This window comes from Providencia sp. PROV032 (assembly GCF_028484875.1).
GTDB classification, from domain to species: Bacteria; Pseudomonadota; Gammaproteobacteria; order Enterobacterales; family Enterobacteriaceae; genus Providencia; species Providencia rettgeri_E.
Genome location: NZ_JAMPSX010000003.1, coordinates 345,283 through 370,355, shown reverse-complemented (window position 1 = coordinate 370,355; position 25,073 = coordinate 345,283). Strand labels below are relative to the sequence as shown.

General features: G+C 41.6%; 21 protein-coding genes and 1 riboswitch. Of the genes, 14 read left to right on the top strand and 7 right to left on the bottom strand.

Annotation, left to right across the window (positions count from 1 at the left end; all coding sequences use genetic code 11):
• Positions 1 to 56 precede the first annotated feature (56 nt).
• The 3 genes from PSF42_RS03035 to modE form a co-directional block, all read right to left on the bottom strand.
• Entirely contained in the window at positions 57 to 887 is an 831-nt protein-coding gene (locus PSF42_RS03035; protein ID WP_272679421.1) for a CPBP family intramembrane glutamic endopeptidase, read from the bottom strand.
• A gap of 204 nt (positions 888 to 1,091) precedes the next feature.
• Positions 1,092 to 2,561: a molybdate ABC transporter ATP-binding protein ModF gene (gene modF / locus PSF42_RS03030; protein ID WP_272679420.1), complete on the bottom strand. Its 1,470-nt coding sequence runs from the start codon at positions 2,559 to 2,561 to the stop codon at positions 1,092 to 1,094.
• Positions 2,562 to 2,699: 138 nt separating this feature from the next.
• Positions 2,700 to 3,488 carry a molybdenum-dependent transcriptional regulator gene (modE, locus tag PSF42_RS03025; RefSeq protein WP_213913438.1) on the bottom strand — a complete coding sequence of 263 codons (789 nt, stop codon included), beginning with the start codon at positions 3,486 to 3,488 and terminating at the stop codon, positions 2,700 to 2,702.
• A 218-nt stretch (positions 3,489 to 3,706) separates the two neighbouring features.
• Here modE and PSF42_RS03020 point away from each other — a divergent pair, with 218 nt between their 5' ends.
• Complete coding sequence (locus tag PSF42_RS03020) at positions 3,707 to 3,859, top strand: AcrZ family multidrug efflux pump-associated protein (protein WP_004909125.1); 153 nt, start codon at positions 3,707 to 3,709, stop codon at positions 3,857 to 3,859.
• Positions 3,860 to 3,944: 85 nt separating this feature from the next.
• Here PSF42_RS03020 and PSF42_RS03015 read toward each other — a convergent pair whose 3' ends face one another.
• On the bottom strand, positions 3,945 to 4,976 hold the full coding sequence (locus PSF42_RS03015; protein ID WP_272679419.1) for an ElaD/SseL family deubiquitinase: 1,032 nt from the start codon (positions 4,974 to 4,976) through the stop codon (positions 3,945 to 3,947).
• A gap of 274 nt (positions 4,977 to 5,250) precedes the next feature.
• On the opposite strand from PSF42_RS03015, the gene modA reads away from it, so the two are divergent.
• From modA to modC, 3 genes are read left to right on the top strand one after another with little or no spacing between them, the layout of a single operon-like run.
• Complete coding sequence (gene modA, locus PSF42_RS03010; protein WP_420793951.1) at positions 5,251 to 6,027, top strand: molybdate ABC transporter substrate-binding protein; 777 nt, start codon at positions 5,251 to 5,253, stop codon at positions 6,025 to 6,027.
• 25 nt (positions 6,028 to 6,052) lie between these two features.
• Complete coding sequence (gene modB, locus PSF42_RS03005; RefSeq protein WP_004256724.1) at positions 6,053 to 6,742, top strand: molybdate ABC transporter permease subunit; 690 nt, start codon at positions 6,053 to 6,055, stop codon at positions 6,740 to 6,742.
• A gap of 1 nt (position 6,743) precedes the next feature.
• The gene (modC, locus tag PSF42_RS03000; RefSeq protein WP_272679418.1) at positions 6,744 to 7,811 is read left to right on the top strand and encodes a molybdenum ABC transporter ATP-binding protein ModC; all 1,068 of its coding nucleotides are present in this window, start codon (positions 6,744 to 6,746) and stop codon (positions 7,809 to 7,811) included.
• Positions 7,812 to 7,943: 132 nt separating this feature from the next.
• Here modC and PSF42_RS02995 read toward each other — a convergent pair whose 3' ends face one another.
• The gene (locus PSF42_RS02995) at positions 7,944 to 8,762 is read right to left on the bottom strand and encodes a pyridoxal phosphatase (RefSeq protein WP_125893412.1); all 819 of its coding nucleotides are present in this window, start codon (positions 8,760 to 8,762) and stop codon (positions 7,944 to 7,946) included.
• Positions 8,763 to 9,062: 300 nt separating this feature from the next.
• Here PSF42_RS02995 and pgl point away from each other — a divergent pair, with 300 nt between their 5' ends.
• The gene (gene pgl / locus PSF42_RS02990) at positions 9,063 to 10,043 is read left to right on the top strand and encodes a 6-phosphogluconolactonase (protein ID WP_272679417.1); all 981 of its coding nucleotides are present in this window, start codon (positions 9,063 to 9,065) and stop codon (positions 10,041 to 10,043) included.
• Between the two features lie 180 nt (positions 10,044 to 10,223).
• Here pgl and bioA read toward each other — a convergent pair whose 3' ends face one another.
• Positions 10,224 to 11,492, bottom strand: coding sequence for an adenosylmethionine--8-amino-7-oxononanoate transaminase (gene bioA / locus PSF42_RS02985; RefSeq protein WP_272679416.1), 1,269 nt, complete (start codon positions 11,490 to 11,492; stop codon positions 10,224 to 10,226).
• 93 nt (positions 11,493 to 11,585) lie between these two features.
• Between bioA and bioB the strand changes: the two genes are divergently transcribed.
• From bioB to uvrB, 5 genes are all read left to right on the top strand, one after another.
• On the top strand, positions 11,586 to 12,623 hold the full coding sequence (bioB, locus tag PSF42_RS02980) for a biotin synthase BioB (RefSeq protein WP_272679415.1): 1,038 nt from the start codon (positions 11,586 to 11,588) through the stop codon (positions 12,621 to 12,623).
• On the top strand, positions 12,623 to 13,780 hold the full coding sequence (bioF, locus tag PSF42_RS02975; protein WP_272679414.1) for an 8-amino-7-oxononanoate synthase: 1,158 nt from the start codon (positions 12,623 to 12,625) through the stop codon (positions 13,778 to 13,780). The genes bioB and bioF overlap by 1 nt, the downstream gene beginning before the upstream one ends.
• Positions 13,758 to 14,543: a malonyl-ACP O-methyltransferase BioC gene (bioC, locus tag PSF42_RS02970; RefSeq protein WP_272679413.1), complete on the top strand. Its 786-nt coding sequence runs from the start codon at positions 13,758 to 13,760 to the stop codon at positions 14,541 to 14,543. The genes bioF and bioC overlap by 23 nt, the downstream gene beginning before the upstream one ends.
• The gene (gene bioD / locus PSF42_RS02965; RefSeq protein ID WP_125893400.1) at positions 14,536 to 15,213 is read left to right on the top strand and encodes a dethiobiotin synthase; all 678 of its coding nucleotides are present in this window, start codon (positions 14,536 to 14,538) and stop codon (positions 15,211 to 15,213) included. Before bioC ends, bioD begins: the two co-directional genes overlap by 8 nt.
• Before the next feature lie 626 nt (positions 15,214 to 15,839).
• Complete coding sequence (uvrB, locus tag PSF42_RS02960; RefSeq protein ID WP_125893398.1) at positions 15,840 to 17,858, top strand: excinuclease ABC subunit UvrB; 2,019 nt, start codon at positions 15,840 to 15,842, stop codon at positions 17,856 to 17,858.
• A gap of 216 nt (positions 17,859 to 18,074) precedes the next feature.
• Here uvrB and PSF42_RS02955 read toward each other — a convergent pair whose 3' ends face one another.
• The gene (locus tag PSF42_RS02955; RefSeq protein WP_125893396.1) at positions 18,075 to 18,983 is read right to left on the bottom strand and encodes a gluconeogenesis factor YvcK family protein; all 909 of its coding nucleotides are present in this window, start codon (positions 18,981 to 18,983) and stop codon (positions 18,075 to 18,077) included.
• A gap of 292 nt (positions 18,984 to 19,275) precedes the next feature.
• Here PSF42_RS02955 and PSF42_RS02950 point away from each other — a divergent pair, with 292 nt between their 5' ends.
• From PSF42_RS02950 to moaA, 4 genes are all read left to right on the top strand, one after another.
• Positions 19,276 to 19,773 carry an RNA polymerase sigma factor gene (locus PSF42_RS02950; protein ID WP_125893394.1) on the top strand — a complete coding sequence of 166 codons (498 nt, stop codon included), beginning with the start codon at positions 19,276 to 19,278 and terminating at the stop codon, positions 19,771 to 19,773.
• Between the two features lie 2 nt (positions 19,774 to 19,775).
• A complete protein-coding gene (locus tag PSF42_RS02945) occupies positions 19,776 to 20,717 on the top strand; it encodes a FecR family protein (protein WP_185746932.1) in 942 nt (313 codons plus the stop codon).
• Between the two features lie 135 nt (positions 20,718 to 20,852).
• Entirely contained in the window at positions 20,853 to 23,519 is a 2,667-nt protein-coding gene (locus PSF42_RS02940) for a TonB-dependent hemoglobin/transferrin/lactoferrin family receptor (RefSeq protein WP_272679412.1), read from the top strand.
• A 431-nt stretch (positions 23,520 to 23,950) separates the two neighbouring features.
• A riboswitch (molybdenum cofactor riboswitch) is annotated at positions 23,951 to 24,090 on the top strand.
• The gene (gene moaA / locus PSF42_RS02935) at positions 24,080 to 25,060 is read left to right on the top strand and encodes a GTP 3',8-cyclase MoaA (protein WP_248467834.1); all 981 of its coding nucleotides are present in this window, start codon (positions 24,080 to 24,082) and stop codon (positions 25,058 to 25,060) included. Its footprint overlaps the riboswitch before it by 11 nt.
• Positions 25,061 to 25,073 lie beyond the last annotated feature (13 nt).

The window sequence follows — 25,073 nt, the reverse complement described above, 5'->3', positions numbered from 1 at the left end:
CACGATCAAAGAAACTTTCATGTGAAACTCAGTTTAAAATTCGTTGACTTGCCTTTTTATTGACTCATCACCATTTTTACAGGATAAGTAAAAAATAACAGATGCCCCAAATTTAACCCGAAGTGAATCGATACAGCAAGCCATAATTTACCGCTCCACATCCAAGCTAGGCCATAAATCAAACCCGCTAACGTAGCGAAAAGAATTAGCAACGGCCCACCTGCAAAATGCACAGCGCCAAATAACAGCGAAGCAATCACTAATGCGAGGTATGGGGATTTAAACCAAAGGGTTAAACGTTGCTGCAAATAACCTCGAAATAGCGCTTCTTCCGCTAAGGAAACAAAAAATAGATTACAGAGCACAAAAGCAGGTAACCAACTTGGAAAATGCCATTCAAAGGCTAATCCACCGGCGGCTGTCGCAATCAGTAATAAAAGTGGCACAGAAACAACCAGTAGAGCCCACTGAACTTTAGTTGCATGTTTGGCTGGCCGGCAAACAAATAATGTGGGTAAGCAGGCGAGTAAAATAAAAGGAACCAGTGCTTTATCAAAATTAAAATACATTGTGAAAGGAGCACTATGTTCCCCTACGGTAACTTTATCGAGATATCTCAGGTTATTAAACCCAGGGAATAAGTGAATAAATAACCCAATCGTACATGTTAGTAAGGTGATTTCACTGATAATTTTGATGGATAGATAGTGTTGGAAACGCAAACGAATAATGGCAATTATTGTAATACAAATCAATAACAGAATTGCTTGCCAATCAATAAGCTGTGTAAGTGCTGCGGTAATAATTGTGCAGACGAGTAAAAAAAGTGCAATTAAACGATGTGTTGCAAGCGCTGTGAGTGAAGAGGCTAACATTAACCAAGCCATAAAAATACCCATTAAGATGCCTAAATTATTAGAAGGGGCGCAGTGTAATGGTTTTGTGTGAACTTTCTAATTTAAAATAATCAAAAAAATGACAAATTAAATAAAATCAATTAATTGTAAACATGTGATTTCGTCGCTATCTATTAAACAGTAGATTGAATTTGCCAATAGTTTTATCGTATCTATTGGCAAATAAGTTAAAAATTAAAGTTCTTCAATATCGTAACGGTATTTCCCATTGTCAGGGACAAAAGTGAGCCGATGTGTAATACAAGCAGGAGCGTCTTCTTGATGATGGCTGACAAACAAGAGCTGTGTGTTACCTTGGCTTAGCATGACATCAATAAACCGCAGAACTAACAACCTATTAAGGCCATCGAGCCCTTGCAATGGCTCATCTAAAATTAGCATGGCAGGGTGTTTAACCAGAGCTCTGGCTATGAGAACTAATCGCTGTTGCCCCCACGAAAGACTGTGGAAAGGGTTCTGAGCTATTTGCGTTGAAAAACCTAACAAAGCTAACCATTCATACGCTAATTGGATTTGGCGGTCGGAAGGGGTTTGGTACAAGCCAATAGAATCATGAAAACCGGAAATAATCACATTGAGTACGCTGGTTGCGACACGGTATTCTTGGTGAATGCTATTGCTGACGTAACCAATATGACGCTTGATATCCCATATGGTTTCTCCTGTTCCACGACGGTGACCAAATAAGGTTAGGTCATTACTGTATCCCTGAGGGTGATCCCCTGTGATCAGGCTCAGTAACGTTGATTTTCCAGCCCCATTTTCACCGATAATTTGCCAGTGTTCGTTTGGGTTTACCTGCCAATTTAACCCGTGCAATATCGGTTTGTCATTGTAGCTAACAGTTCCATTTTTCAAAATAATACGAGGTGTCGTGTCATCCAGTTTTTCGTCTGTGGTGGGGTCCTCTGTTTCAGGGATGGAAAGCCGCTTAATTTTCTCGCTGTGTTGTAATTGCGTTATTAGCGTGTTAGCGAGTACTGACTCTCTATCTCCTGCCATGGTTAACTTGCAGTCAGCGACGACACCAATGTTTTCAATAAAGTCTGGGAGCTCATCGAAGCGGTTTAGAACTAATATTAAAGTTAAGCCTTTTTCAGACAAACTGGATAGCAGCTCGCTAAGATGGCCTCTGGAATAGACATCTAGACCATCAAATGGCTCATCGAGGATCAGTAGGTCAGGGTTGCCCATTAATGTTTGGCATAATAGTACCTTGCGTGTTTCTCCTGTGGAAAGGTATTTAAACCGACGAGACAACAAGTCACTGATACCGAAGCGAGCGGCAAGCTCGAGGCAATATTCATTGTCTTTATGGTTAAATTGGATGATTTCAGCGACAGTATACCCTGTGTCATCTTCATCATCACTGAGCAGATCAGTGTTATTGCGCTGCCACTCTTCATTGATGATTTTTTGTAATTGTTCAAATGATAGACGAACCGGAGAGGTGAATGTATTTTTTACTACGCCAGAAAGTGGTGGGAGCTCATTGGAAAGTACCCGAGCAAGTGAGGATTTACCGCTACCATTGGCACCAATAAACGCCCAATTTTCCCCTTTTTCGATATTAAGTTGTTGAATGTCTAAAGTTTGTATTTCACTGAGCTTAAAGTTGCCATGTTGTATTGTTATTGTGCCCATCAAGCTTCCTTATCATGATTATTTACCGAGTCATCTATCACAAATAATCAGGATTGAAGCTAAAGTCAACAACAGAACGATATGATAAGGAAAAAAGGTGAATGCTTACTTACTTTTATTGTAAGTAAGCAAGGCAAACTAACAAAGTGTGGCAACAATCACTTGGTCCGCATTGAATAATGCGGTAACGCTATTATTCACTTTCAACGATTGATTATCAATTTCACTGTTTGGCATGGTTGAACATAATGTTTCACCACCTGTGAGTGTCACAATCACTTCACTGTTCTCATCACCCCGCTCTAAGGTGGTAATTTTCCCTTCAAGATGGTTATCAAAGCCTGTTGGGTTAGGTTGTTTAGTAATTTTGACCCAAGGTGCTTTAATCAATGCGAGCACTTCTTTACCTTCCGTTAACCCTAAACGGTTAGCACTCTGCTCTGTTAGTGCGGCATTAATCACCGTACTGTTATCTGATAAGCGAATTTGCACATGTTGCTGAACTTGCATGTGGTCGCGTGCAATTAAAGTCCCAAAAAACTGGTTGCGGGCACTAGTTTGCAGTGAAAAACGCGAAATAGCTGCTAATAAGCTGTCTAAAGGGAGATTATCTTCTTTGAGTACATCAAAGGCTTTTTGCTGAATTTGTGCTAGTAGATCATATAGTTGAAGTAATCGCTCACCATAGTGAGTGAGTGTTGTACCGCCACCGCCTTTACCCCCAGTTGCACGGTCAACAAGGATATCATCAGTAAGCTGATTCATTTCATTGATGGCATCCCAAGCACTTTTATAGCTGATCCCTGCAAGTTTGGCACCTTGGCTGATTGACCCTGTCGCTTTAATTTGTTTTAGTAGCGCGATACGGCGAGGATCAGCAAATAAACTGCCCTGTAGTTTCAATGTGAGTAAAATTTCGGCCTGCATAAATTCCTCCCTTCCGGTGTGGCTGGTGATGACAGACGTAAAAAGCACGTTTAGTATGTCGTTAGTATAATATTTTGTCTAAAATAGTCTCCATTATAACGTAATTGTGCGTTATTATTTTGATTTGATTTATACTCAATATATTGAGAGTCAAGTTTTCCCTCGTCAGCGTATCTTGTAGGCTGGTGGGTACAGTATCACTGAAGAGGTTTTTTCCTATGTTTGAACTAATTAAAAGTTTGGGTTTTGCCCTGATGATGGTTCCTGTCGTGATGTTTTTGATCATGGGCTTGATTTATGGTCTTGGTGCATTCTTTAACTTACTGTCTAAAGCGCACGTACCTCATCATCACAATACTGAGAATAAGTAACGCTTAGCGAATACTATTCGAATTAATTATAGACCCCTTGATGGTAAATGCTGTCAGGGGGTTTTTCATATAGCAGTGGGCATTATCATGATAGATATTTGCTATCATGGTAATTTGAATATAGCTGTCTGCGGTTTTGAATATTAAACTCTTTTTGTTCAGCCATCGTCTTTTTTATAAAATTTTCTTGAAATTCTTTTAATGTATCATAAGGATCTTGCTGATTATTTTCAGTGAGTTGCTTAATAGCTTCAACAACAAATAATCCACATCCGTTAGGGACTTGTTGTTGGATATTCCCTTCAATATAGGTTATATCTTTTTCTATGATACCTGCCTTTTCTGCGGCTTTTGCTATTTCATTAGTAATTTCAAGGCTGACATTTTGGTATGAATTAAAGACGACACATTTCATATCTTGCTTATGTTCTGGCTGATAGAACACAGCTAAGATCCAATGATTATCATTGATATTGATAGGAAATAACTCACATTTATCTAATGTTTTGTTATTTAAAATTTTTTGTTCAATGACATCGGCTAATAAATTGTAGCCATTTTGCATAAGTCCTATTGAGCAATTGATGGTCATGTTTGATGGCAACGTTGGGTTATTTTTATTGCTTGCATCAATCTCATCACTTGTTGTCATCCTGTTATTATCCCAAAGAGTGGATCCCTTGGGTTCATTTTTCATCAATAGTTTTGTTAAACTAATTTTATCAATAACTTTTTCTATTGCAGATCCGACAATATAGAGGAGTTTAGAAGGGGTCGTTAGTTTCGAGTCTGTTAGGTGTTTTTTGATTTTTGTATTAAGGTGTAATTGATATAATTTTTTGCTCGTTTCTTGTATTTCTTTATCTATACCTTTCTTTGCGGGCAGCTTTCCACTAAATAAATCAAACAGAATATTTTCTGCTTTTCTTCCTTCGCTGTCGTGCCGTAGAGCGATATTGTGTAGTAAATCAATGCTCTCTAAGTTCCCATTACCCGCTGATTCTGCTAAAGAATCTAACGTTTCAGGTGCTATTTTTTTATCAAACAACCCATTAAATTGTTCGACTGTTAACTCGGCCATAAGATGAGTAGTTAGTTTTGCTGGAAACATCACCATATCATTACCTTTGCTATGTGGTTTATAAAAATGGAATGAAATACTGAAATGTGCACAATTTGTGCCGATAAAGTTACAAAGGATATAAATTGTTCTCTATATAAAAACGATTTTACGGGTAGGGAATTTTTCATCATTCGTGAGATTTTAGAGATAAGATGCAACAAAATTGCATCATTTCTTGCGCCAGCACACTTTTATCACGAGTTTGACTTTAAGTTATCGCTGTGTCCTGTTATATATAACGTGTCGATAAATACTAGGGTAGATAAAAATGAAAAAAGGTTTGGTATCACTTCTTGCTGGCGCAACATTGACGTTAACGATGGCTAGCAATAGCTTTGCAGCTGATAAAATTACGGTTTTTGCAGCGGCTTCTTTGACAAATGCATTGAACGAAATTTCAGAGCAGTATAAGAAAGACACAAAAGTTGACGTTGTTGCTTCTTATGCGTCTTCTTCAACATTAGCGCGTCAAATTGAGCAAGGTGCACCCGCTAACTTGTTCATTTCTGCTGATCAGCAATGGATGGATTACGCTATCGATAAAAAGTTGATGGTGGAAGATACGCGCTATACATTATTAGGTAATGAGTTGGTGCTAATCGCACCGAAAGATGCAAAAATCGATAAAGTTGAAATTAATAAACAAACGGACTGGAAAAAACTGTTAGACGGTGGCCGTTTAGCTGTTGGTGACCCTGACCACGTTCCAGTTGGTATCTATGCAAAAGAGGCATTAAGCAACTTAGGTGCATGGGAAACGGTTAATCCACTATTAGCACGTACGAATAACGTGCGTAGCGGTATGGCATTGGTTGAACGTCAAGAAGCCCCTTTAGGGATTGTTTATGGTTCTGATGCCGTGGCAAGTCAAAAAGTGAAGGTTGTTGGTATTTTCCCAGCGGATACTCATAAACCTGTTGAATACCCAATGGCGATTGTTAAAGATCAAGATAACCAAGCAACGCGTGATTATTATGAATACTTAAAAACTCCAGCGGCTTCAGAAGTATTCAAACGCTACGGTTTTGAACCTCGTACTCAATAAACGTTAAGAGAGCATTTTTTTGCAGATGTTAAGTCCTTATGAATGGGAAGCGATTTACCTAAGCCTAAAAGTATCCAGTGTGGCGGTCATTTTCAGTTTGCCGTTAGGTATTTTAGTGGCATGGGTGCTAGTTCGCTGTAATTTTCCTGGAAAAACACTGCTCGATAGTATTATCCATCTACCACTGGTGCTGCCGCCAGTGGTCGTGGGTTATTTACTGTTGATCAGTATGGGTAAACGCGGTTTTATCGGTGAGTGGTTATATAACTGGTTTGGCTTTAGTTTTACTTTTAGTTGGCGTGGTGCTGCACTTGCATCTGCGGTGGTCGCATTTCCACTGATGGTGCGTGCTATCCGTCTAGCGCTTGAGGCTGTTGACCAAAAATTAGAACTAGCCGCGAGGACACTAGGAGCAACACCGCTACGTGTCTTTTTTACGATCACTATTCCGCTTTCTCTTCCCGGTATTATTGTCGGAACGGTATTAGCATTTGCACGCTCACTGGGTGAATTTGGTGCAACAATCACGTTTGTATCGAATATACCTGGTGAAACACAAACCATCCCATTAGCGATGTACACCTTAATTGAAACGCCGGGAGCTGAGGTAGACGCGGCACGCTTATGTGTGATCGCAATTATTTTAGCCTTGATTTCATTATTGATTTCAGAGTGGCTCACCCGTTGGGGTAAAAAGCGTTTGGGGGTGGCTTAGCATGTTAGAACTCGATTTTTCTCAAAAACTAGGGGACTTACAGCTTGAAGTCACAACACAATTGCCAACGGAAAGTATTACCGCGGTTTTTGGGCTTTCAGGTGCAGGTAAAACCTCGCTTATCAATGTGATAGGTGGGTTAACAAAACCCAATACAGGGCGCGTTGTTTTAAATGGTCGCACATTGGTGGATATCGAAAAAGGCATTTGTTTACCGCCTGAGCAGCGCCATATCGGCTATGTATTTCAAGATGCACGGTTATTTCCTCATTATCGAGTGAAAAACAATTTGCGTTATGGCATGTCCCCCGTAATGAAAGACCGCTTTGATGATATTGTGGGCTTACTGGGTATAGAAAAACTGCTCAATCGTTATCCCATCACACTATCTGGCGGTGAAAAACAGCGTGTCGCTATTGGGCGAGCGCTATTGACAGCCCCTGAGATTTTGCTGATGGATGAGCCGTTAGCCTCTTTAGATTTACCTCGAAAACGCGAATTATTGCCCTACCTAGAGAAACTGTCCCAAGACGTTAAAATCCCTATTTTGTATGTCAGTCATAGCTTGGATGAGATTTTACGTCTGGCTGACAAAGTCATTGTGATGGCGCAAGGAAAAGTTAAAGCGTTTGGCGCCTTGGAAGAGGTTTGGGCAAGTAGTGCATTGCGCCCTTGGTTACAGCAAGAAACACTGAGCAGTGTGGTCAGTGCAACCGTACATAGTCAGCACCCTGATTATGAGATGACCGCCGTGACTGTTGGTCATCAAAAACTGTGGATCCCTCGAGTTGACGCACAACACGGCACTAACGTTCGGATACGTATTGATGCATCGGATGTATCTTTGGTACTCGAAAAGCCACAAGTGAGCAGCATTCGCAATATTTTAGCCGCAGAAGTGGTTGAATGGATTGAAGATGGTGAGCAAGTGGATGTGAAGCTTGATTTAGGCGAAGAACATTATTTATGGGCGCGGATCACACGCTGGGCAAGGGATGAGCTTTCTATTCGCAAAGGGCGTAAAGTCTACGCGCAGGTGAAGTCTGTGTCGCTTTCTCGCCACCTCTAAATCCCCGTTATAGCTCATGCTACCGCGTTGTTGGCTACATTCAGCTGTAGTATGAACTACCTCGAGGGTTAAAATTTTATCAAAACAAAAAGGAAAGCTGAGCTTTCCTTGAATTGATAATTAATGAGTAGATTACAGAACGTATTTGCGGATAACTTCAGCAATACCCGGCTCCGTGTTGATGCGAGTGACTAATTTAGCCTGCTGTTTGATTTCATCCACGGCATTGCCCATTGCGACACCGAGACCAGCGGTAGTTAGCATGCTTAGATCATTGAAATTATCTCCAAAAGCGACAACATCATTCATTGTCATCCCTTGAGATTCAACCCATTCCTTTAAGCGTTGGCCTTTGCTATTGCCTTTGCGGCCGACATCCACTTGATCTGCCCAAGACCATTCACAATCTAAACCAAAGTCATTTTCAATTTCGCTAACGACCTGATGGAGCTGATCAATATTCGGTGAGCTAACGGCAAATTTCCAAATAAAATCATAATCATGCATCACATTTGCATAGTCTTCTACGAACTCGATAGTAGGACGCTGTGCAGCAGGTAATGATTCCGCCCAATTAAGTGTACGCTGGATGCCCTCTGTTTTTGCGTTGTATAACATAGCGTTATCAACATACATTAAATGCTGAATATCCGTTCCACGCAGCTTGTCGATCATTTGCGTGACGGAATCGAGGGTCATAGGGTCTGATTTTAGAACTTTTTTACCTAAATAGTCGTATAAGTAGGTTCCGTTACAGCAAATGGCGGGGGTATCAAGATCTAAAGTTTGATAAAACGGGTGAATCGCAACATGATGGCGGCCAGTGACGATGATCACTTTAACGCCTTGGCGACGTGCTTCTTGTAAGGCGGCTAAAGATTCTGGCAGAATTTTCTTTTGGTGATCAAGCAGTGTTCCATCAAGATCGAGCGCAATAACGCGGTATGACATAAACGGCTCCACGTGATTTAGTAATGACCTATCTGCCTAAAGAGGCAGAGATAGGCAGAGGATGAATTTTTAATAGTAACGAGAAATTATTGCTATAAAAATAGTCAACTTGATATGATTTATCATCATAACGTTAACTGAACCGTTTTAGTATCATTATTATTTTTTCTTGATACGATATATAACAGCCGCAATGGCGCTATTTACCCAACGTAATTTACCTCATATAGAGTATAGTGCAGTCAATATAGTGGACGATAGATGCGGTTTTGTATTTTTATCATGAATTAAGGAGTCAGGATGAATCAGGTTGTTTATATTGCGAGTCCCGAAAGTCAGCAAATTCACGTGTGGTCGATGAATGAGGTAGGGGAGCTTACTCTTCTGCAAACGGTAAAAACACCGGGCCAAGTGCAACCTATGGTATTAAGCCATGATAAAAAACACCTTTATATTGGTGTACGCCCAAATTTCCGTGTTGTGACCTATGAAATTGAAGAAAAGGGGTTGTTGCGCTTAAAAGCGGAAACGTCTGTGCCGGGAACGCCAGTTCATCTATCTCTTGATAATAATGGAAAATATCTATTTGTTCCTTCATACCATCAACATAACTTATCAGTGTTAACCATTAATGAAGAAGGCGTTCCAGATCGCGTTGTTCAGGTGATTGAAGGCTTACGTAATCCACATTCTTCCCATGTTGATGTGGATAATCAACAGCTTTGGGTTCCTTGCTTGGGCGAAGACCATATCCGTTTATTCAATTTACATGAAAATGGTTATTTAACCGAAGCCACTGCAGACCAAATTACCACGGCTGCGGAATCAGGTCCTCGCCATCTGGCCTTCCATCCAACTGAAAAAGTCATTTATTGTGTGAATGAGTTAGACTCAACGGTGGGCGTGTATCGTAAATTTACTCGCTATCGTAATATGCAAACTTTGGCAAATTACCCATTAGGTAACGAAAGCCAGCGCTGGGCTGCCGATATCCATATTACGCCAGATGGCCGCCATTTATATGTTAGTGAGCGCTCAGAAAGCTACCTTAGCCACTATCTGGTTTCTGATGACGGTTGCGAGCTAACATTAGAAGCACGCTACCCAACAGAGACGCACCCAAGGGGCTTTAATATTGATGCAACAGGGCGTTTCTTAATTTCCAGTGGGCAAAAATCAGACCATATTTCAGTCTCTGAAATTGACCCGATTACGGGGAAATTGCGTTTGTTAGCACGTTATGGGGTCGGGAAAGGTCCTATGTGGGTCACTATCCTTTAATCTTCGTCATACTTCGAGCTATAGCGGTGTTGGCTTCACTCGGCTACTTAGGTCACATACTGGTGTATGCTCCCCAAGATATCCTCGATTGCCGCCTTGCTATAACTCGAATTATTTAGAAGATTCTCTAGTTAAAAATTCAGTAAAAAATCGACTTAGATTAAGATTGAATTTATTGCGTTATCTCAACACGTTTGCCATTGCATTCGTCACTTTACTGAGTTGCTCGGGAGTGATGATATACGGTGGCATCACATAAATCAGTTTGCCGAATGGGCGAACCCAAACGCCATTTTCTACAAATACTTTTTGCAAAGCCGCTGTGTTGACAGGCTGCTTCATTTCAACCACGCCAATTGCACCAAGAACGCGCACATCTGCCACGCTTGGATGGGAGATTAAAGGCATCAGTTCAGCTTTAAGTTGCTGTTCGATAGTGGCAATTGTTTTCTGCCAAGGGCTATTGAGCAATAAACTCAAACTGGTATCCGCCACCGCACAGGCAAGAGGATTTCCCATAAAGGTTGGGCCATGCATAAAACAACCCGCTTCCCCATTGCTAATGGTTTCTGCCACATGGCGGGTTGTAATTGTTGCCGAAAGGGTCATATAACCACCAGTTAATGCTTTACCCAAACACATAATGTCGGGTGATATATCAGCATGCTCACAAGCGAATAGTTTCCCTGTACGACCAAAACCAGTCGCAATTTCATCAGCAATCAATAGCAAACCATATTGATCGCACAAATGGCGGACTCCCTTTAAATATTCAGGGTGATAGATACGCATGCCACCAGCCCCTTGAACGATCGGTTCAAGGATGATCGCCGCAATTTCATCGCTATTCTCGGCAAGTTGTACCTCAAGAGGATGCAAATCGGCTCTGTGCCATTCGTCGTAAAAACCACACTGAGGCGCTTCCACAAAAATATGCGGAGGTAAATACCCCTTATATAGGCCATGCATTGAATTATCAGGGTCACAAACGGCCATTGCACCGAAAGTATCACCGTGATACCCATGGCGTAATGTGAGGATGCGTTGACGTTTTTCCCCTTTGGCTTGCCAATATTGCAATGCCATTTTCAGAGCAACTTCAACCGCCACAGAGCCGGAATCGGCAAGAAATACACATTCTAGCGGCTCTGGTGTGATAGAAACCAATTGCTTACATAGGTTCACAGCAGGTGGGTGGGTGATCCCGCCAAACATCACATGGGACATTTTCGCTAATTGCGTTGTTACCGCTTGGTTTAATACAGGATGATTGTAACCATGAATAGCAGCCCACCATGAAGACATACCATCAATTAATTTTTTTCCATCGGCCATGATTAGCTCAGCGCCATGGGCTTCAACTATCGGATAAGCCGGAATTGGCTGGCTCATCGATGTATAAGGGTGCCAAATATGTTTGGCATCAAACTGAATATCTACATTATCCATTTTCTATCTTCGTCAACTTTTTTAGATCATTTTAGTTGACATGATAATCGCAATATTTAAACTGGCAACAACTTTTTCAACTGGAGAGTTTCCGTGAGCCAATTAAAACAGTGGACAATAAAACAAGCTAATGAACTGTTTTCAATGCCTTTTTTTGAATTATTATTTCAGGCACAGCAAATTCATCGCCAACATTTCGACCCCCAGCAAGTGCAAGTCAGTACTTTGCTATCGATTAAAACAGGGGCTTGCCCTGAAGATTGCAAGTATTGTGCGCAAAGTGCGCGCTATAAAACAGGGCTAGAAACTGAAAAGTTAATGGAAGTTCAGCAAGTTCTGGAATCCGCGAAAAAAGCCAAGCAAGCAGGCTCAACGCGTTTTTGTATGGGGGCTGCGTGGCGTAATCCGAAAGAACGCGATATGCCTTATCTTGAAATGATGGTAAAAGAAGTGAAGTCATTAGGGATGGAAACCTGTATGACGTTAGGGATGATTGATAATGCCCAAGCACAGCGTTTAGCAGAAGCAGGGTTAGATTATTATAACCATAACCTTGATACTTCTCCTGAGTATTACGGCAATATTATTACCACTCGCAGTTATCAAGACCGTTTGAATACACTCGAAAATGTCCGAGATGCAGGGATCAAAGTCTGCTCTGGTGGGATTTTAGGTTTAGGCGAAAAAATCAGTGACCGAGCGGCATTATTAGTGCAATTGGCAAATTTACCAAAGCCACCAGAAAGTGTGCCGATCAACATGTTGATGAAAGTTGAAGGAACCCCAATGGCGGATAACGAAGATGTCGATGCATTCGATTTTATTCGCACGATTGCCGTTGCACGTATCATGATGCCAACGTCATACGTTAGGCTATCGGCAGGTCGTGAATATATGAATGAGCAAACTCAGGCATTGTGCTTTATGGCCGGTGCAAACTCCGTATTCTATGGGTGTAAATTGCTGACGACGCCGAACCCAGATGAAAATAAAGACTTGGCACTATTTAGAAAACTGAATATTAACCCTGAGCGTATTGAAACTGACGAAGGGGATAACCATCACGCCGCTAAGTTAGCCGAAACGCTGTTAACCGCTGATAACCCTCAATTTTATAACGCAGCAGTATAATGAGTTGGCAATCATTTATACAAAACCAGATAGCGCAGCGTAAGCAGGCTTCTATCTGGCGTCAACGGCAGTGTATTGATAGTGCCAATGGTCGTTCGCTTTTTCTAGCTGGAAAAGAATTTCTTAATTTTTCATCCAATGATTATTTGGGGCTATCTCACCATCCTCAAGTGATTGCCGCGTGGCAACGTGGGGCTGATGAATATGGTGTGGGAAGTGGGGGATCGGGGCATATTACAGGATTCACCAAAGCACATGATAAATTAGAGCAAGCGCTCGCTGATTGGTTAGGCTACCCGAAAGCCTTATTGTTTATTTCAGGTTTTGCTGCGAACCATGCGGTGATCACGGCATTAATGACGGCAAATGATCGTATTTTGGCAGATAAACTCAGCCACGCATCGATAATGGAGGCCTCGATTCATTCGGGGGCTCAATTAAGGCGCTTTCAGCATAATAACCCTCTATCACTAAATAAGTTAATTCAAAAACCCGTTGTAGGAAAAACGCTTGTCATCACGGAAGGGGTTTTTAGTATGGATGGCGATAGCGCCCCCCTTCAACAATTGCAGGAAATCGCTAGAAATCAGCAAGCTTGGTTGATGGTTGATGATGCTCACGGTGTTGGCGTTACCGGAGAGCAAGGCCGTGGCAGCTGTTTTGCGAGCGGAATTAAACCTGAAATTTTAGTCGTCACCTTTGGCAAAGCATTTGGTTTAAGTGGCGCAGCGGTACTGTGTGATGAGCCTACGGCGGACTTTTTTGTACAATCCGCACGTCATTTAATTTATAGCACGTCAATGCCACCTGCTCAGGCTGTCGCGCTGCTAGCAGCCGTTGAGCAAATTAAACAAGCGGATGAATTGCGCGCTGATCTCAATCAAAATATTGAATATTTTAGAAAAAATGCTGAATTCTCAGGAATGAGATTGGCTAATTCAAAGACGGCTATTCAGCCACTAATTGTTGGTGAAAACCAAGCGAGCCAACAGTTAGCCAATTTTTTACGCAGAAAAAACATTTGGGTGCAAGCGATCCGACCGCCAACGGTTCCACCAGGGAGTGCTAGGTTACGGATCACGTTAAGCGCTGCACACCAACGTCAAGATATCGATCAATTATTGGAGGCTTTACATGACTTTATCGCTCAGTCGTGAAAAGCATAAAATTGCAGCGGCATTTGGCCGCGCAGCTAAGAGTTATGATTCTGTGGCAAGTTATCAACGATCAACAGGAACACAGCTCCTTGGCCAACTGACTTCGGTTTTAAACCATTCATCATCAACAGCGCTATTGGATATTTTAGATGCAGGGTGCGGTACGGGGTATTTTAGTCATAAGCTGAAAGAGAAGGGACATCGCGTCACGGCGTTAGATCTGTCTGCGGGAATGCTCGAAATGGCGAAAACGAAAGCGGTTGCCGATCATTATTTATGTGCTGATATAGAGTCTATTCCGTTAGCTCCACAAACCTTCGATGTGGTTTTTTCAAATTTGTCGGTTCAATGGTGCCGAGATCTCAATAAAGCATTAAGTGAATTATATCGAGTGACAAAACCGGGGGGAGTTGTGGTATTTACCACACTTGCAGAGGATTCTCTCGCTGAATTATCCTCAGCTTGGTATTCACTTGACGGATATTCGCATGTGAATACCTTTCTCAGTGCTCAGCAGATACAAAATAGTTGTCAGTCATGGAGAAATGAACTTACTTTACAAAAAGATACGCTCTATTTCTCTGGGTTGACAGAATTACTACATTCACTTAAAGGCATTGGTGCGACACATTTAACTACGGGGCGTAAAGCTGGCTTGATGACGCGCCAACGTTTGCAACAACTCGCCTTAGCTTACCCAATAAAAGCGCAAGGCTTACCTTTAACTTATCATACGGTGTTTGGAGTGATTTATCGTGACTAAAGTGTATTTTGTAACCGGAACAGATACCGAAGTCGGAAAAACGGTGGTGAGCTGTGCTTTGTTGCAAGCTGCAGGGAAACAAGGTTGGAAAACAGTGGGTTATAAACCTGTCGCATCAGGAAGTGAACGCACGGCAGAGGGGCTACGTAATAGTGATGCGTTATTATTACAAGCCAATAGCCAGGTTAAATTACCCTATGAGGCGATTAACCCGATCGTATTTGAGGCGCCAACTTCACCGCATATTATCAGTGAAGAATTAAATCAACCTATTGAATTTTCAGTGATAAATAAAGGTTTGGCTTATTTGAAGTCCCAAGCAGATTGGCTATTAGTGGAAGGTGCTGGTGGCTGGTATACCCCGTTATCCAGAGAAAAAACTTATGCAGATTGGGTGATTGAACAGCAGTTACCCGTTATTTTGGTCGTTGGGGTTAAGTTAGGTTGTATAAATCATGCACTGTTAACCATGGAATCTATCAAAGCTTCAGGTTTATCAGTGGTAGGCTGGGTAGCCAATGAAGTTGAACCTGCAGGCGTTTTCCAATCGCAATATTTGTCGACACTTAATCGAATGATTAAAGCACCTTGTTTAGGCGTGATCCCGCACCAAAAAATACTCAGTGGTCAATTAGGACGCTATTTGGATCTTTCTTTATTAACTATTTGATTATATCAAAATAGACATGTTTTCCCCAAGCAACGTGAGTGGCTTGGGGTTGATCGATTGTTAAAAAAAGATCCGATCTTTTTTAACGTTCTCAACTTAAATACTGTCAAGTTTTTCAGTAAAAATACCACTCAGATCTGAATAAAAAATATAAAATCTGTTTTTCATCGCGGTTACTACGTAAAAATTTTTTCATTAAACTGCCATCTTTTTGTCATTTAGCTTTCATTGCACAAATCTTCAAGATCTCGTGAATCCATGAGCCGAAAGGGCTTCAAGAGTTATCCACCATTTCTGTGGATAACCTTGTGCATTAACGTTATAAAACAAGTTCTATGCTAGGTGGCAAGCGGCTTTGACTTTATTTGATGTGATTCTGGACTTTAAATTAATCTATAATAAATACAAATGGTTAAATAAAATCAAGACTTCAATTAGTATTTGAGATACGGCATAAAAAGGCAATAGCATAAAATATAAAGTTTCAAAAAGGTCAAGTACTTTTTTGGGGATAACATTTTTATAAACATATCAGAACGGAGAATAACAGAAAATTTAGCTTCAATACTTGAAGCTGGTTTTTTATCCAGTATCATAATGGAAGAAACTAGTTAAGGGGCGTTAATATGAGTAAGGATTTTAAGCTGTATTCTGATTTCCAGCCGAGAGGGGACCAGCCGGAAGCCATCCATAAACTAAGGGAAGGGCTACAAGATGGACTCGCTCATCAAACTCTATTAGGTGTAACCGGGTCCGGTAAGACGTTCACGATTGCCAACGTTATCGCGCAAGAGAACCGCCCTACCATGTTAATGGCGCATAATAAAACCTTAGCCGCACAGCTTTATAGCGAAATGAAAGCTTTCTTCCCAGACAACGCGGTGGAATATTTCGTTTCTTACTATGACTATTATCAGCCTGAAGCATACGTCCCAAGCTCAGATACTTTTATTGAAAAAGATGCCTCTGTAAACGAACACATTGAGCAAATGCGCCTATCTGCGACCAAAGCCTTACTCGAACGCCGAGATGTGATTGTGGTGGCTTCTGTGTCCGCTATTTACGGTTTGGGTGACCCAGATAGCTACTTAAAAATGATGTTGCACCTCACCGATGGCATGCTCATCGACCAACGCTCAATTTTAAGGCGTTTAGCGGACTTGCAATATTCGCGTAATGACCAAGCTTTTACACGAGGGACTTTCCGTGTCCGTGGTGAGGTCATCGATATTTTTCCTGCAGAATCAGACGAATATGCCTTACGTGTTGAGTTATTTGATGACGAAGTTGAACGGTTGTCATTATTTGACCCATTGACAGGGCAAATACAGCATCGTGTTCCTCGCTTTACCGTTTATCCAAAAACGCACTATGTCACACCAAGAGAACGTATTCTTGAAGCCATGGAACAGATTAAGGTTGAATTGGCAGATAGGCGAAAAGTCTTACTGGAAAACAATAAATTACTTGAAGAACAACGCATTACTCAACGAACACAATTTGACTTAGAAATGATGAATGAGCTCGGTTATTGTTCAGGGATCGAAAACTATTCACGCTACTTATCCGGTCGTGCTCCCGGCGAGCCACCGCCGACATTATTTGATTATTTGCCTGCAGATGGCTTATTGGTGGTGGATGAGTCCCACGTTACCATTCCGCAAATAGGTGCGATGTACAAAGGGGATCGTTCAAGAAAAGAGACCTTAGTGGAATATGGGTTTCGTCTCCCTTCTGCATTAGATAACCGTCCAATGCGCTTTGAAGAATTCGAGGCTTTAGCACCGCAAACTATTTACGTGTCGGCAACACCGGGTAACTATGAGCTCGATAAGTCAGGCAATGAAGTGATTGAACAAGTTGTTAGGCCAACAGGCTTACTTGACCCAATTATTGAAGTTCGCCCAGTTTCGACACAAGTGGATGATTTACTTTCTGAAATTCGTATACGTGTGCAGAAAAATGAACGTGTATTAGTCACCACATTAACTAAACGCATGGCAGAGGATTTAACGGAATATCTTGAAGAGCACGGGGAGCGAGTACGCTATCTTCACTCCGATATCGATACCGTTGAGCGCGTGGAAATTATTCGCGACCTGCGATTGGGTGAGTTTGATGTATTAGTCGGGATCAACTTGTTAAGAGAAGGTTTAGACATGCCAGAGGTATCGCTGGTGGCTATTTTGGATGCGGACAAAGAAGGTTTCTTGCGTTCAGAACGTTCGCTAATTCAAACCATAGGGCGTGCGGCTCGTAACTTAAATGGTAAGGCAATCCTCTATGGAGACAGGATCACCAACTCCATGCAAAAAGCGATCACAGAAACAGAACGTCGCCGAGCGAAACAAATGGCGTTCAATGAAGAACATGGCATCATTCCACAAGGTTTGAATAAGAAAATCGGTGATATCCTACAGATTGGCCATAAAGTGGGCGGTAAAGGAAAAAGCCGTACGAAAGACAATGGCAAAAATAATAATTCGGTTGATATCCAATCACTGTCGACAAAAGAGTTGGAGCAACGGATTTCGCAGCTTGAAGCGCAAATGTATAAGCATGCTCAAGACCTTGAATTTGAAGCGGCAGCGCGAGTCCGAGACGAATTGCAGGAGATACGCTCCCAGTTTATCGCTAATTCCTAATTTTCATCATTTTCTTCATACTTCACTCTGTAGGGGGTTGGTTTCGTTCAGTCACTCGGGTCACATATTTATGTATGCTCCCCGAGCTGCCTTCACTTGCCGTCTACCCACAACGCAAAGTATTTTGAAAATAGATTTTGTGGAAATAGGGAAAATAAAGGGCTAATTTTAGGGAATGTTTTCCGCTGCGGGTATTTAGCAGCGGAATAGGAAAAATTATAGCAAGTTGATGGTTTCTTCGATGGCTTGTAGTAACAGCTTTCTATCATGGCGATAGGGAATATCGTCAGCTTCGAGTACCCGTTGGATTATTTTACGCTCAGGGCTGATATTGCTTGTTTGTGTGCGAGGACCTAAGATCAACGCATCTATTTTTTGGCAGCCAATATAATGTTCCATCATTTTTAGTTTTTCAGGCAAAGACAGTTTTGCAGCTGGGGAACTGATTTCTTTTGCTAAATTACCAATATAAATCATTGGGGCTTTACATTCGCGCAGTGCAGCCGCAATTTCATCCAAAAGCAGTAATGGCATTAAACTGGTAAAAAAACTGCCAGGGCCGATAATAATTAAATCTGCTTGGTGGATGGCTTGTAAGGCTTCTTTCGTTGCCTTGACGGTCGGGTACAAACGTAACTCTTGTGGGATTTCATGTAAGGCATCAACATTCACCTCACCGTATACTTCATTGCCCATTTCATCGATAGCCATTAAATCAACAGGAGACTCCGACATTGGGATCAACTGCGCATCAACTTTTAGCATATTGCGGATAAGATTTATGGCTTCTAGCGGGCGTACACTTAGGTGGTCTAATGATTTTAACATTAAATTACCTAAATTATGGCCTGAAAGTTCGCCATTACCGCTGAAACGGTATTCAAACATCGCTGAAGCAATAGATGGCTCAGTAATTAGCTGATTCAAACAGTTACGCATATCTCCCCAAGCGATCCCGCCTTCGGAACGGCGAATACGACCTGTGGAGCCTCCATTATCGGTTGTGGTGACAATACCCGTTAAACGAGAACCTAAAGAAGAAAGTGAAGACATCACGCGACCAAGTCCATGCCCGCCCCCAAGAGCGACAACATGCCTAAGATCCGCCAGACTGCAATTCGGCATAGTGTTCCTATATCAGTTAATTTCCAGTACTTATAAAAGCAAGTAAACCAGTGAGTTACGAAATGTGTTTTTTACACTAAAGCCCGTTTTATAGCGACTAAAATAAATTGGGCGTTAATCTATCATAAAACATCATTCTTAGCTTAAGTACTGTGACAAAAAACAATAAAAGAGAGGATTCTGTATTGATGTTGCCCTTAGACGGAAAAATGCGCGCGAGAGTTTTCATTTTAAATTATTATCTATATTATGTAAATAATTCTCATTTTCATTGTTTATTTTGTGGATCAATATGTCTGATTCAGAATTACAGCGTCTGTTTGCTCGCCATTCGTCGTCGTTATGTCGTTATCTGAATATCTACCTTAAAGACCATAGCTTAAGTATGGATATCACGCAGGAAAGCTTTGCGCGGTTGGCAGAGTTGATGAAAAATCCCGCCATTCAAGATTTTGAGGCTTATTTGTATCGAATTGCGAAAAACCTGATGGTCGACCATTTCCGCCTACAGAAAAAACAACGATTAATGGCGATCAGTGACCAACAGTGGGAAGAGATCCCATCGCGGGTGAAAGGCCTTGAAGCTACCGTCATTTATGATCAACAACTAGAACAAATTCAGAAAATTATTCAAACTTTGCCATTCAGGACTCAGGAGATATTTCGCTTGCATCGAGAAGAAGGATTAACCCAAACGGAAGTGGCGCAGCATTTAAATATTTCATTAAGTACAGTCGAAAAACATTTAGCCAATGCATTGGCAATGCTAATTCATAAATGGAGAGACTAGTCATGAAGCCATCTGATAGTCCATCTGAAATTGAAAACAAAGCTGCAATGTGGGTTGTGAAAACAACGCATCGCGAGTTGACGCCGCAAGAGAATGAAGCATTTCAGTCTTGGCTCAATGCGTCAGAACAACATGTATCAGCTTACTACCGTGCTCGGCAATTATGGGCACTAACGGCGAATAAACCACGACAACAAACAGCAGAAAATCAACAGGCAATGAAAAAAAAGAGACGCCCTCGCTATGTTGGTTTATCGATCGCCGCGGCTGTGCTAGTGAGTGTGTTATCTATGTCAATTTGGTATTTTCAATATACACAGCAAGTGGATTACTATGCGAAAATCGGTGAAATACAGCATATCACCTTACCGGATGGTAGCCGTGTAGATCTCGACAGTGGCGCACAGTTGCAATTAGCGTTTAACTCGCAGTACCGGCAAGTCAATTTGTTACGGGGGCGTGCTTACTTCACCGTCGCACCCAAAACGAGTACGGAACCAAGGCCTTTTCAGGTTATGGCGAAAAATGGCATAACTCAGGCGCTTGGCACTGAATTTTCAGTTGATAATGAAAATAGCGAAGTGGCGGTCAGTGTTTACCAACACAGTGTAAAGGTGTCGCTATTATCAGGGCAGGAAATGGTTATTCCAGCAGGAAACGCCACACAATATCAGTCAGAGATAACACCTATGACTCCCATGGTTAACTCGCATTCTACAGTATGGCGCGAAGGGCAAATTATTTTTCAACAGAAAACATTTTCAGAAGTTATCGCTGCAATAAATCGTTACCGAGACAAGCAAATTATTTTGTTGGCTGATAAACGAGCAGATCACATTAGTGGTGTATTACAAATTAGCACGCTCGATAGCGGGCTAACGCATCTGGCGTCATCATACAATCTATCTGTTTATGAAATTCCATTTTTTACTTTAATTTATTGATTATAAATAACTAATATTGATATAGATAAATAATGAATAATTTTTATAAAAATTTATTTACGGGTTTTCCTAATCCCTACGTCTTAACCTAAGTGATTATGATTTTTATTACCATTATCATTTTAGGGATGGGAAATGACTCAAAAAAAGCACCACTATAAAAAAGCAACACTTTGTGTTCACCTTGCATTATTTACGTTACCTGCATTTTCGTTCTTTAATCTAGCACAGGCAAACCCAGCGGTAGCGCCTACACAACAAGAAGTCGCCTTTTCTGTTGCAGTGGGCTCGCTTGAAAACAGCTTGCTTCAGTTCGCCCAGCAAGCAAAGGTAGAAATTATTATTCAGAGCCGAGAAATTAATGGTCTACAAAGTCAGGGCTTGAAGGGGAGCTTTACGCTACAGGAGGGGCTACGCCGATTAATCGGTTCAAACCCTGTGCAATATCAGTGGCAAAATAACCGGATTACTATTGAGCGTATTGCGCCTGCTACCAGTGATCCAGTGATTGAGTTAGACAATATTACCGTCACAGCAAGCCAGATCCAGCAAGGGGACTGGGTATATAACAGTCCATCGTCCGTCAGTGTGATCAGTAAAAAACAAATTGATGACCGCCCACCAAAGCACATAGCCGATGTGTTAGAACTCACGACAGGCGTCTATTCGAGTGTTAGCCAGCAAGACCCTTCCTTATCTGTGAATATCCGAGGGATACAGGATTATGGTCGCGTGAATATGAATATCGATGGTATGCGGCAAAACTTTCAAAAAAGTGGCCACGGGCAGCGCAATGGTTCTATGTATATCGATTCAGAACTGCTTTCTGGAGTGGAAATACAGAAGGGCAATACGAGTGGAATGGGGAGTGGTGGAACCTTAGGGGGAGTAGCGACCTTCAATACGGTCAACGCGTCTGATTTTTTATCAAAAGATAAAACCTTTGGAGGAAAATTGCATGCGAGTACAGGGTCAAATAATACGCACTTTATTGGTAGCAGTGTGCTGGCATTAGGGAATGAAAAAGCGGATTTACTGTTTGCGGCAAGCGAACGGAGTCTTGGGGATTATAAACCGGGAACTCACGGTAATATTGGTAATATACGCGTCAACAATGGGGCCGGACATTACGATGAACTTGCGAACCAATTAAAGCACACTCGCATTAATGACAGTAATTACCGAATGACCTCTTATCTGGCAAAAGCCGGTTGGAATATCAGTGATGAGCAGCGTTTGCAATTTAATTACTTAGAAACCAAAGTGGCCACGCCAAATGCAGGAACATTAACGAACTTAGGTGGTACATGGCCCTACAAATTAGGGTGGAAAAGTAGCGGTTTCAGTGATGTAACCGCCAAAAATTATTCTCTTGATTACACTCAATTTAGCGATAACCCATGGAGCACTGAGTTAAAGGGAAAAGTGTATTTTGTTGATACAAAAGACAACACAGACACCTATTCCACAAGCCAAATTTATAATAATGGCTACCAGATGGACACGCGAGTCAAAACGGTAGGGGTACAGCTTGAAAACCATTCAGAAGTTGAATTTAACCATAACAATGTATTAAAAGCACATTATGGTTTGGAAACCTTTCAAGACAAAGCGAGTAGTAGTTCAACACGTGAAGCGGCGAGTGGCGTGACACCGGATGGAAAGCGTTCATTGAGCTCGTTATTTACTAATTTAACCTATGAATACGATGATTGGTTAACATTAGAGGGGGGAATGCGTTATGACCATTATTCTCTCAAAGGACAAACCAGTATGCGTTATGGCGTACTTCCTTATACTAAAGATAATCCATGTACAGGAAGACGGTTACGTGATTGCAAAGTTGTTATGACGACTGAGAGTTGGGACGTTGATAACTCAGAAGGGGCATTTTCACCCCATATTCGTTTAGCGGTACGCCCTAATCTTGAGTGGATGGAATTATTTACCAGCTATGGGCGATCATGGCGCCCGCCTGCCATTACAGAAACGTTAACCACAGGAAGTGCTCACAGTAGTTCGACCCAATTCCCGAACCCGTATTTAAAACCTGAGCGTTCAAATGCTTGGGAGGTGGGAATGAACATCAATTATCCGCAATTGTTCATTGAAGAAGACCGATTTGTCGCGAAAATTGCCTATTTTGATACCCGAGTGGATAACTACATTAATTTAGCAATTGACCGTAAAAAACCAGGGATGGTTAGCCCTAATATTGGTAATGCCGCATACAGTAATAACTTGGTTGCAACCCGTTTTAGAGGGTTTGAATACCAACTGAATTATGATGCTGGTTTTGTGTATGCAGACCTGACCTTTACCCACATGATCGGCAAAAATAAATTCTGTTCACGGCCCGCATGGTTAGGTGGCGTATTGAAGTATGGCGAAGACGTTGGCCCCGGTAACTGGTATGTTGAGCCAAATGAAGCATCAAATAACCATGTGGATTGTGATAGCAGCGCCATTTTTAGTAGTGCTGCGAATTTACCCGGTGACCGTGGTTCCTTTACATTAGGAGGGCGAGCGTTTGATAGAAAACTCGATGGGGGAATGGTCATTCGCTTTACACCTGGTTTTCAAGACTATTCAACAGGCTCTAATTCCCCTTACTTAGCCGACTGGCCTAAATATACACTGATTGATTTATATGCAAGTTATGCATTAACTGACAATTTAACGATCCGAGGAAATGTCGAGAACTTGACCAATCGAGCGTATGTCGTTAGTTACGGGGAAAGTTTGGCGAATACCTTAGGCCGAGGACGAACGGTATCGGGAGGGATAGAGTACCGTTTCTAAATACACGTCAAACTTTACGCTGTGGCGTTTTGGTTAATAAATTTTGCGCCTTATTATTTATTTTTAATTGATATGCCAATTATTTAATTTGAAAAAACGGTTTTGATAAGCGTTAAGTGTTGGTATTTACAACGTAAACAATTAGATGGGGAGCTTGCTCCCCATTTTAGATCTATATCAATAAATGTTTAATTAAATAGTTAGAGATGTTAATCAATTAACATGGAATTATGCGTTTTATAGGGAGTCAAAACAGAAAATTGTCAGTGATAATAATAGCTTCGGTGAACTCATGGTATCTTTTGTAAGTCGTTGTATATAATGATATATATCGAATTGCGATTCGCTTTTTCAATTTCTATCGGCTAGAATCCTTACATAAATTAAGTGAACAGAGTGACGTATTTTATAGTTTAAAATCAGTAACTCGGTTCCAAATAAAACTCCTAGCCTTTGCGTCTAAGTTTGAACGACTGAATATGATGCACTGGCCGTGGCCTAGAGCCACCAGGGTGCAAGATAGAAATGTCTGCATCTCCCGTACTTGGAAAGGTGTGATTATGCAGCAACTTGTCGATCAATTTGACCGGAAATTTTACTATCTTCGGCTCTCTATAACAGATGTTTGCAACTTTCGTTGCACATACTGCCTACCCGATGGCTACAAGCCAAGCGGTCGTCATGAATTCTTAACATTAGATGAAATTCGTCGTATCAGTGCGGCATTCGCAGAATTAGGCACAGAAAAAGTGCGTATTACGGGCGGAGAGCCAACTATGCGCAAAGACTTCAGTGATATTATTGCTGCCATCAATGAAAATGAATCAATCAAAAAAATAGCCGTGACAACTAACGGCTATCGTATGGCGAGAGACGTGCAAGAATGGAAAGCAGCAGGGCTGAGCGCGATTAATGTGAGTGTTGATAGCTTAGATCCACGTCAATTTGCCGCCATCACAGGGCAAGACAAATTCTTTCAGGTGATGAAAGGCATTGATGCTGCTTTTGAAGCTGGCTTTGAGAAAGTAAAAGTCAATGCCGTGCTCATGAAAAATGTCAATGACATTGCGTTGAAGTCATTCCTAAATTGGATCAAACATCGTCCAATTCAATTACGTTTTATTGAACTCATGGAAACTGGTGATGGTAGTGATATCTTCCAACGTTTTCATATTTCAGGCGAAACTATTCGCGAACGTCTAATTGAAGATGGTTGGTACATGCTTCCTCGTTCTCGTAGTGATGGGCCAGCGCAAGTCTTTAGTCATCCAGATTACCAAGGCGAAATCGGGCTGATCATGCCGTATGAAAAAGATTTTTGCCAAAGTTGTAACCGTTTACGCGTTTCCTCATTAGGAAATCTGCATTTATGTTTATTTGGTGAAAATGGCATTCCGCTTCGTGATTTATTGGGCGCAGATGACCAAAACGAAGCGTTAAAAGCCCGTATTCAGCGAGGCTTGCACCATAAACGAGAAACCCATTTTCTGCATATGGGTGATAGCGGAATTACACCAAATTTATCCGTAATAGGCGGCTAATCCTTTTTTGATT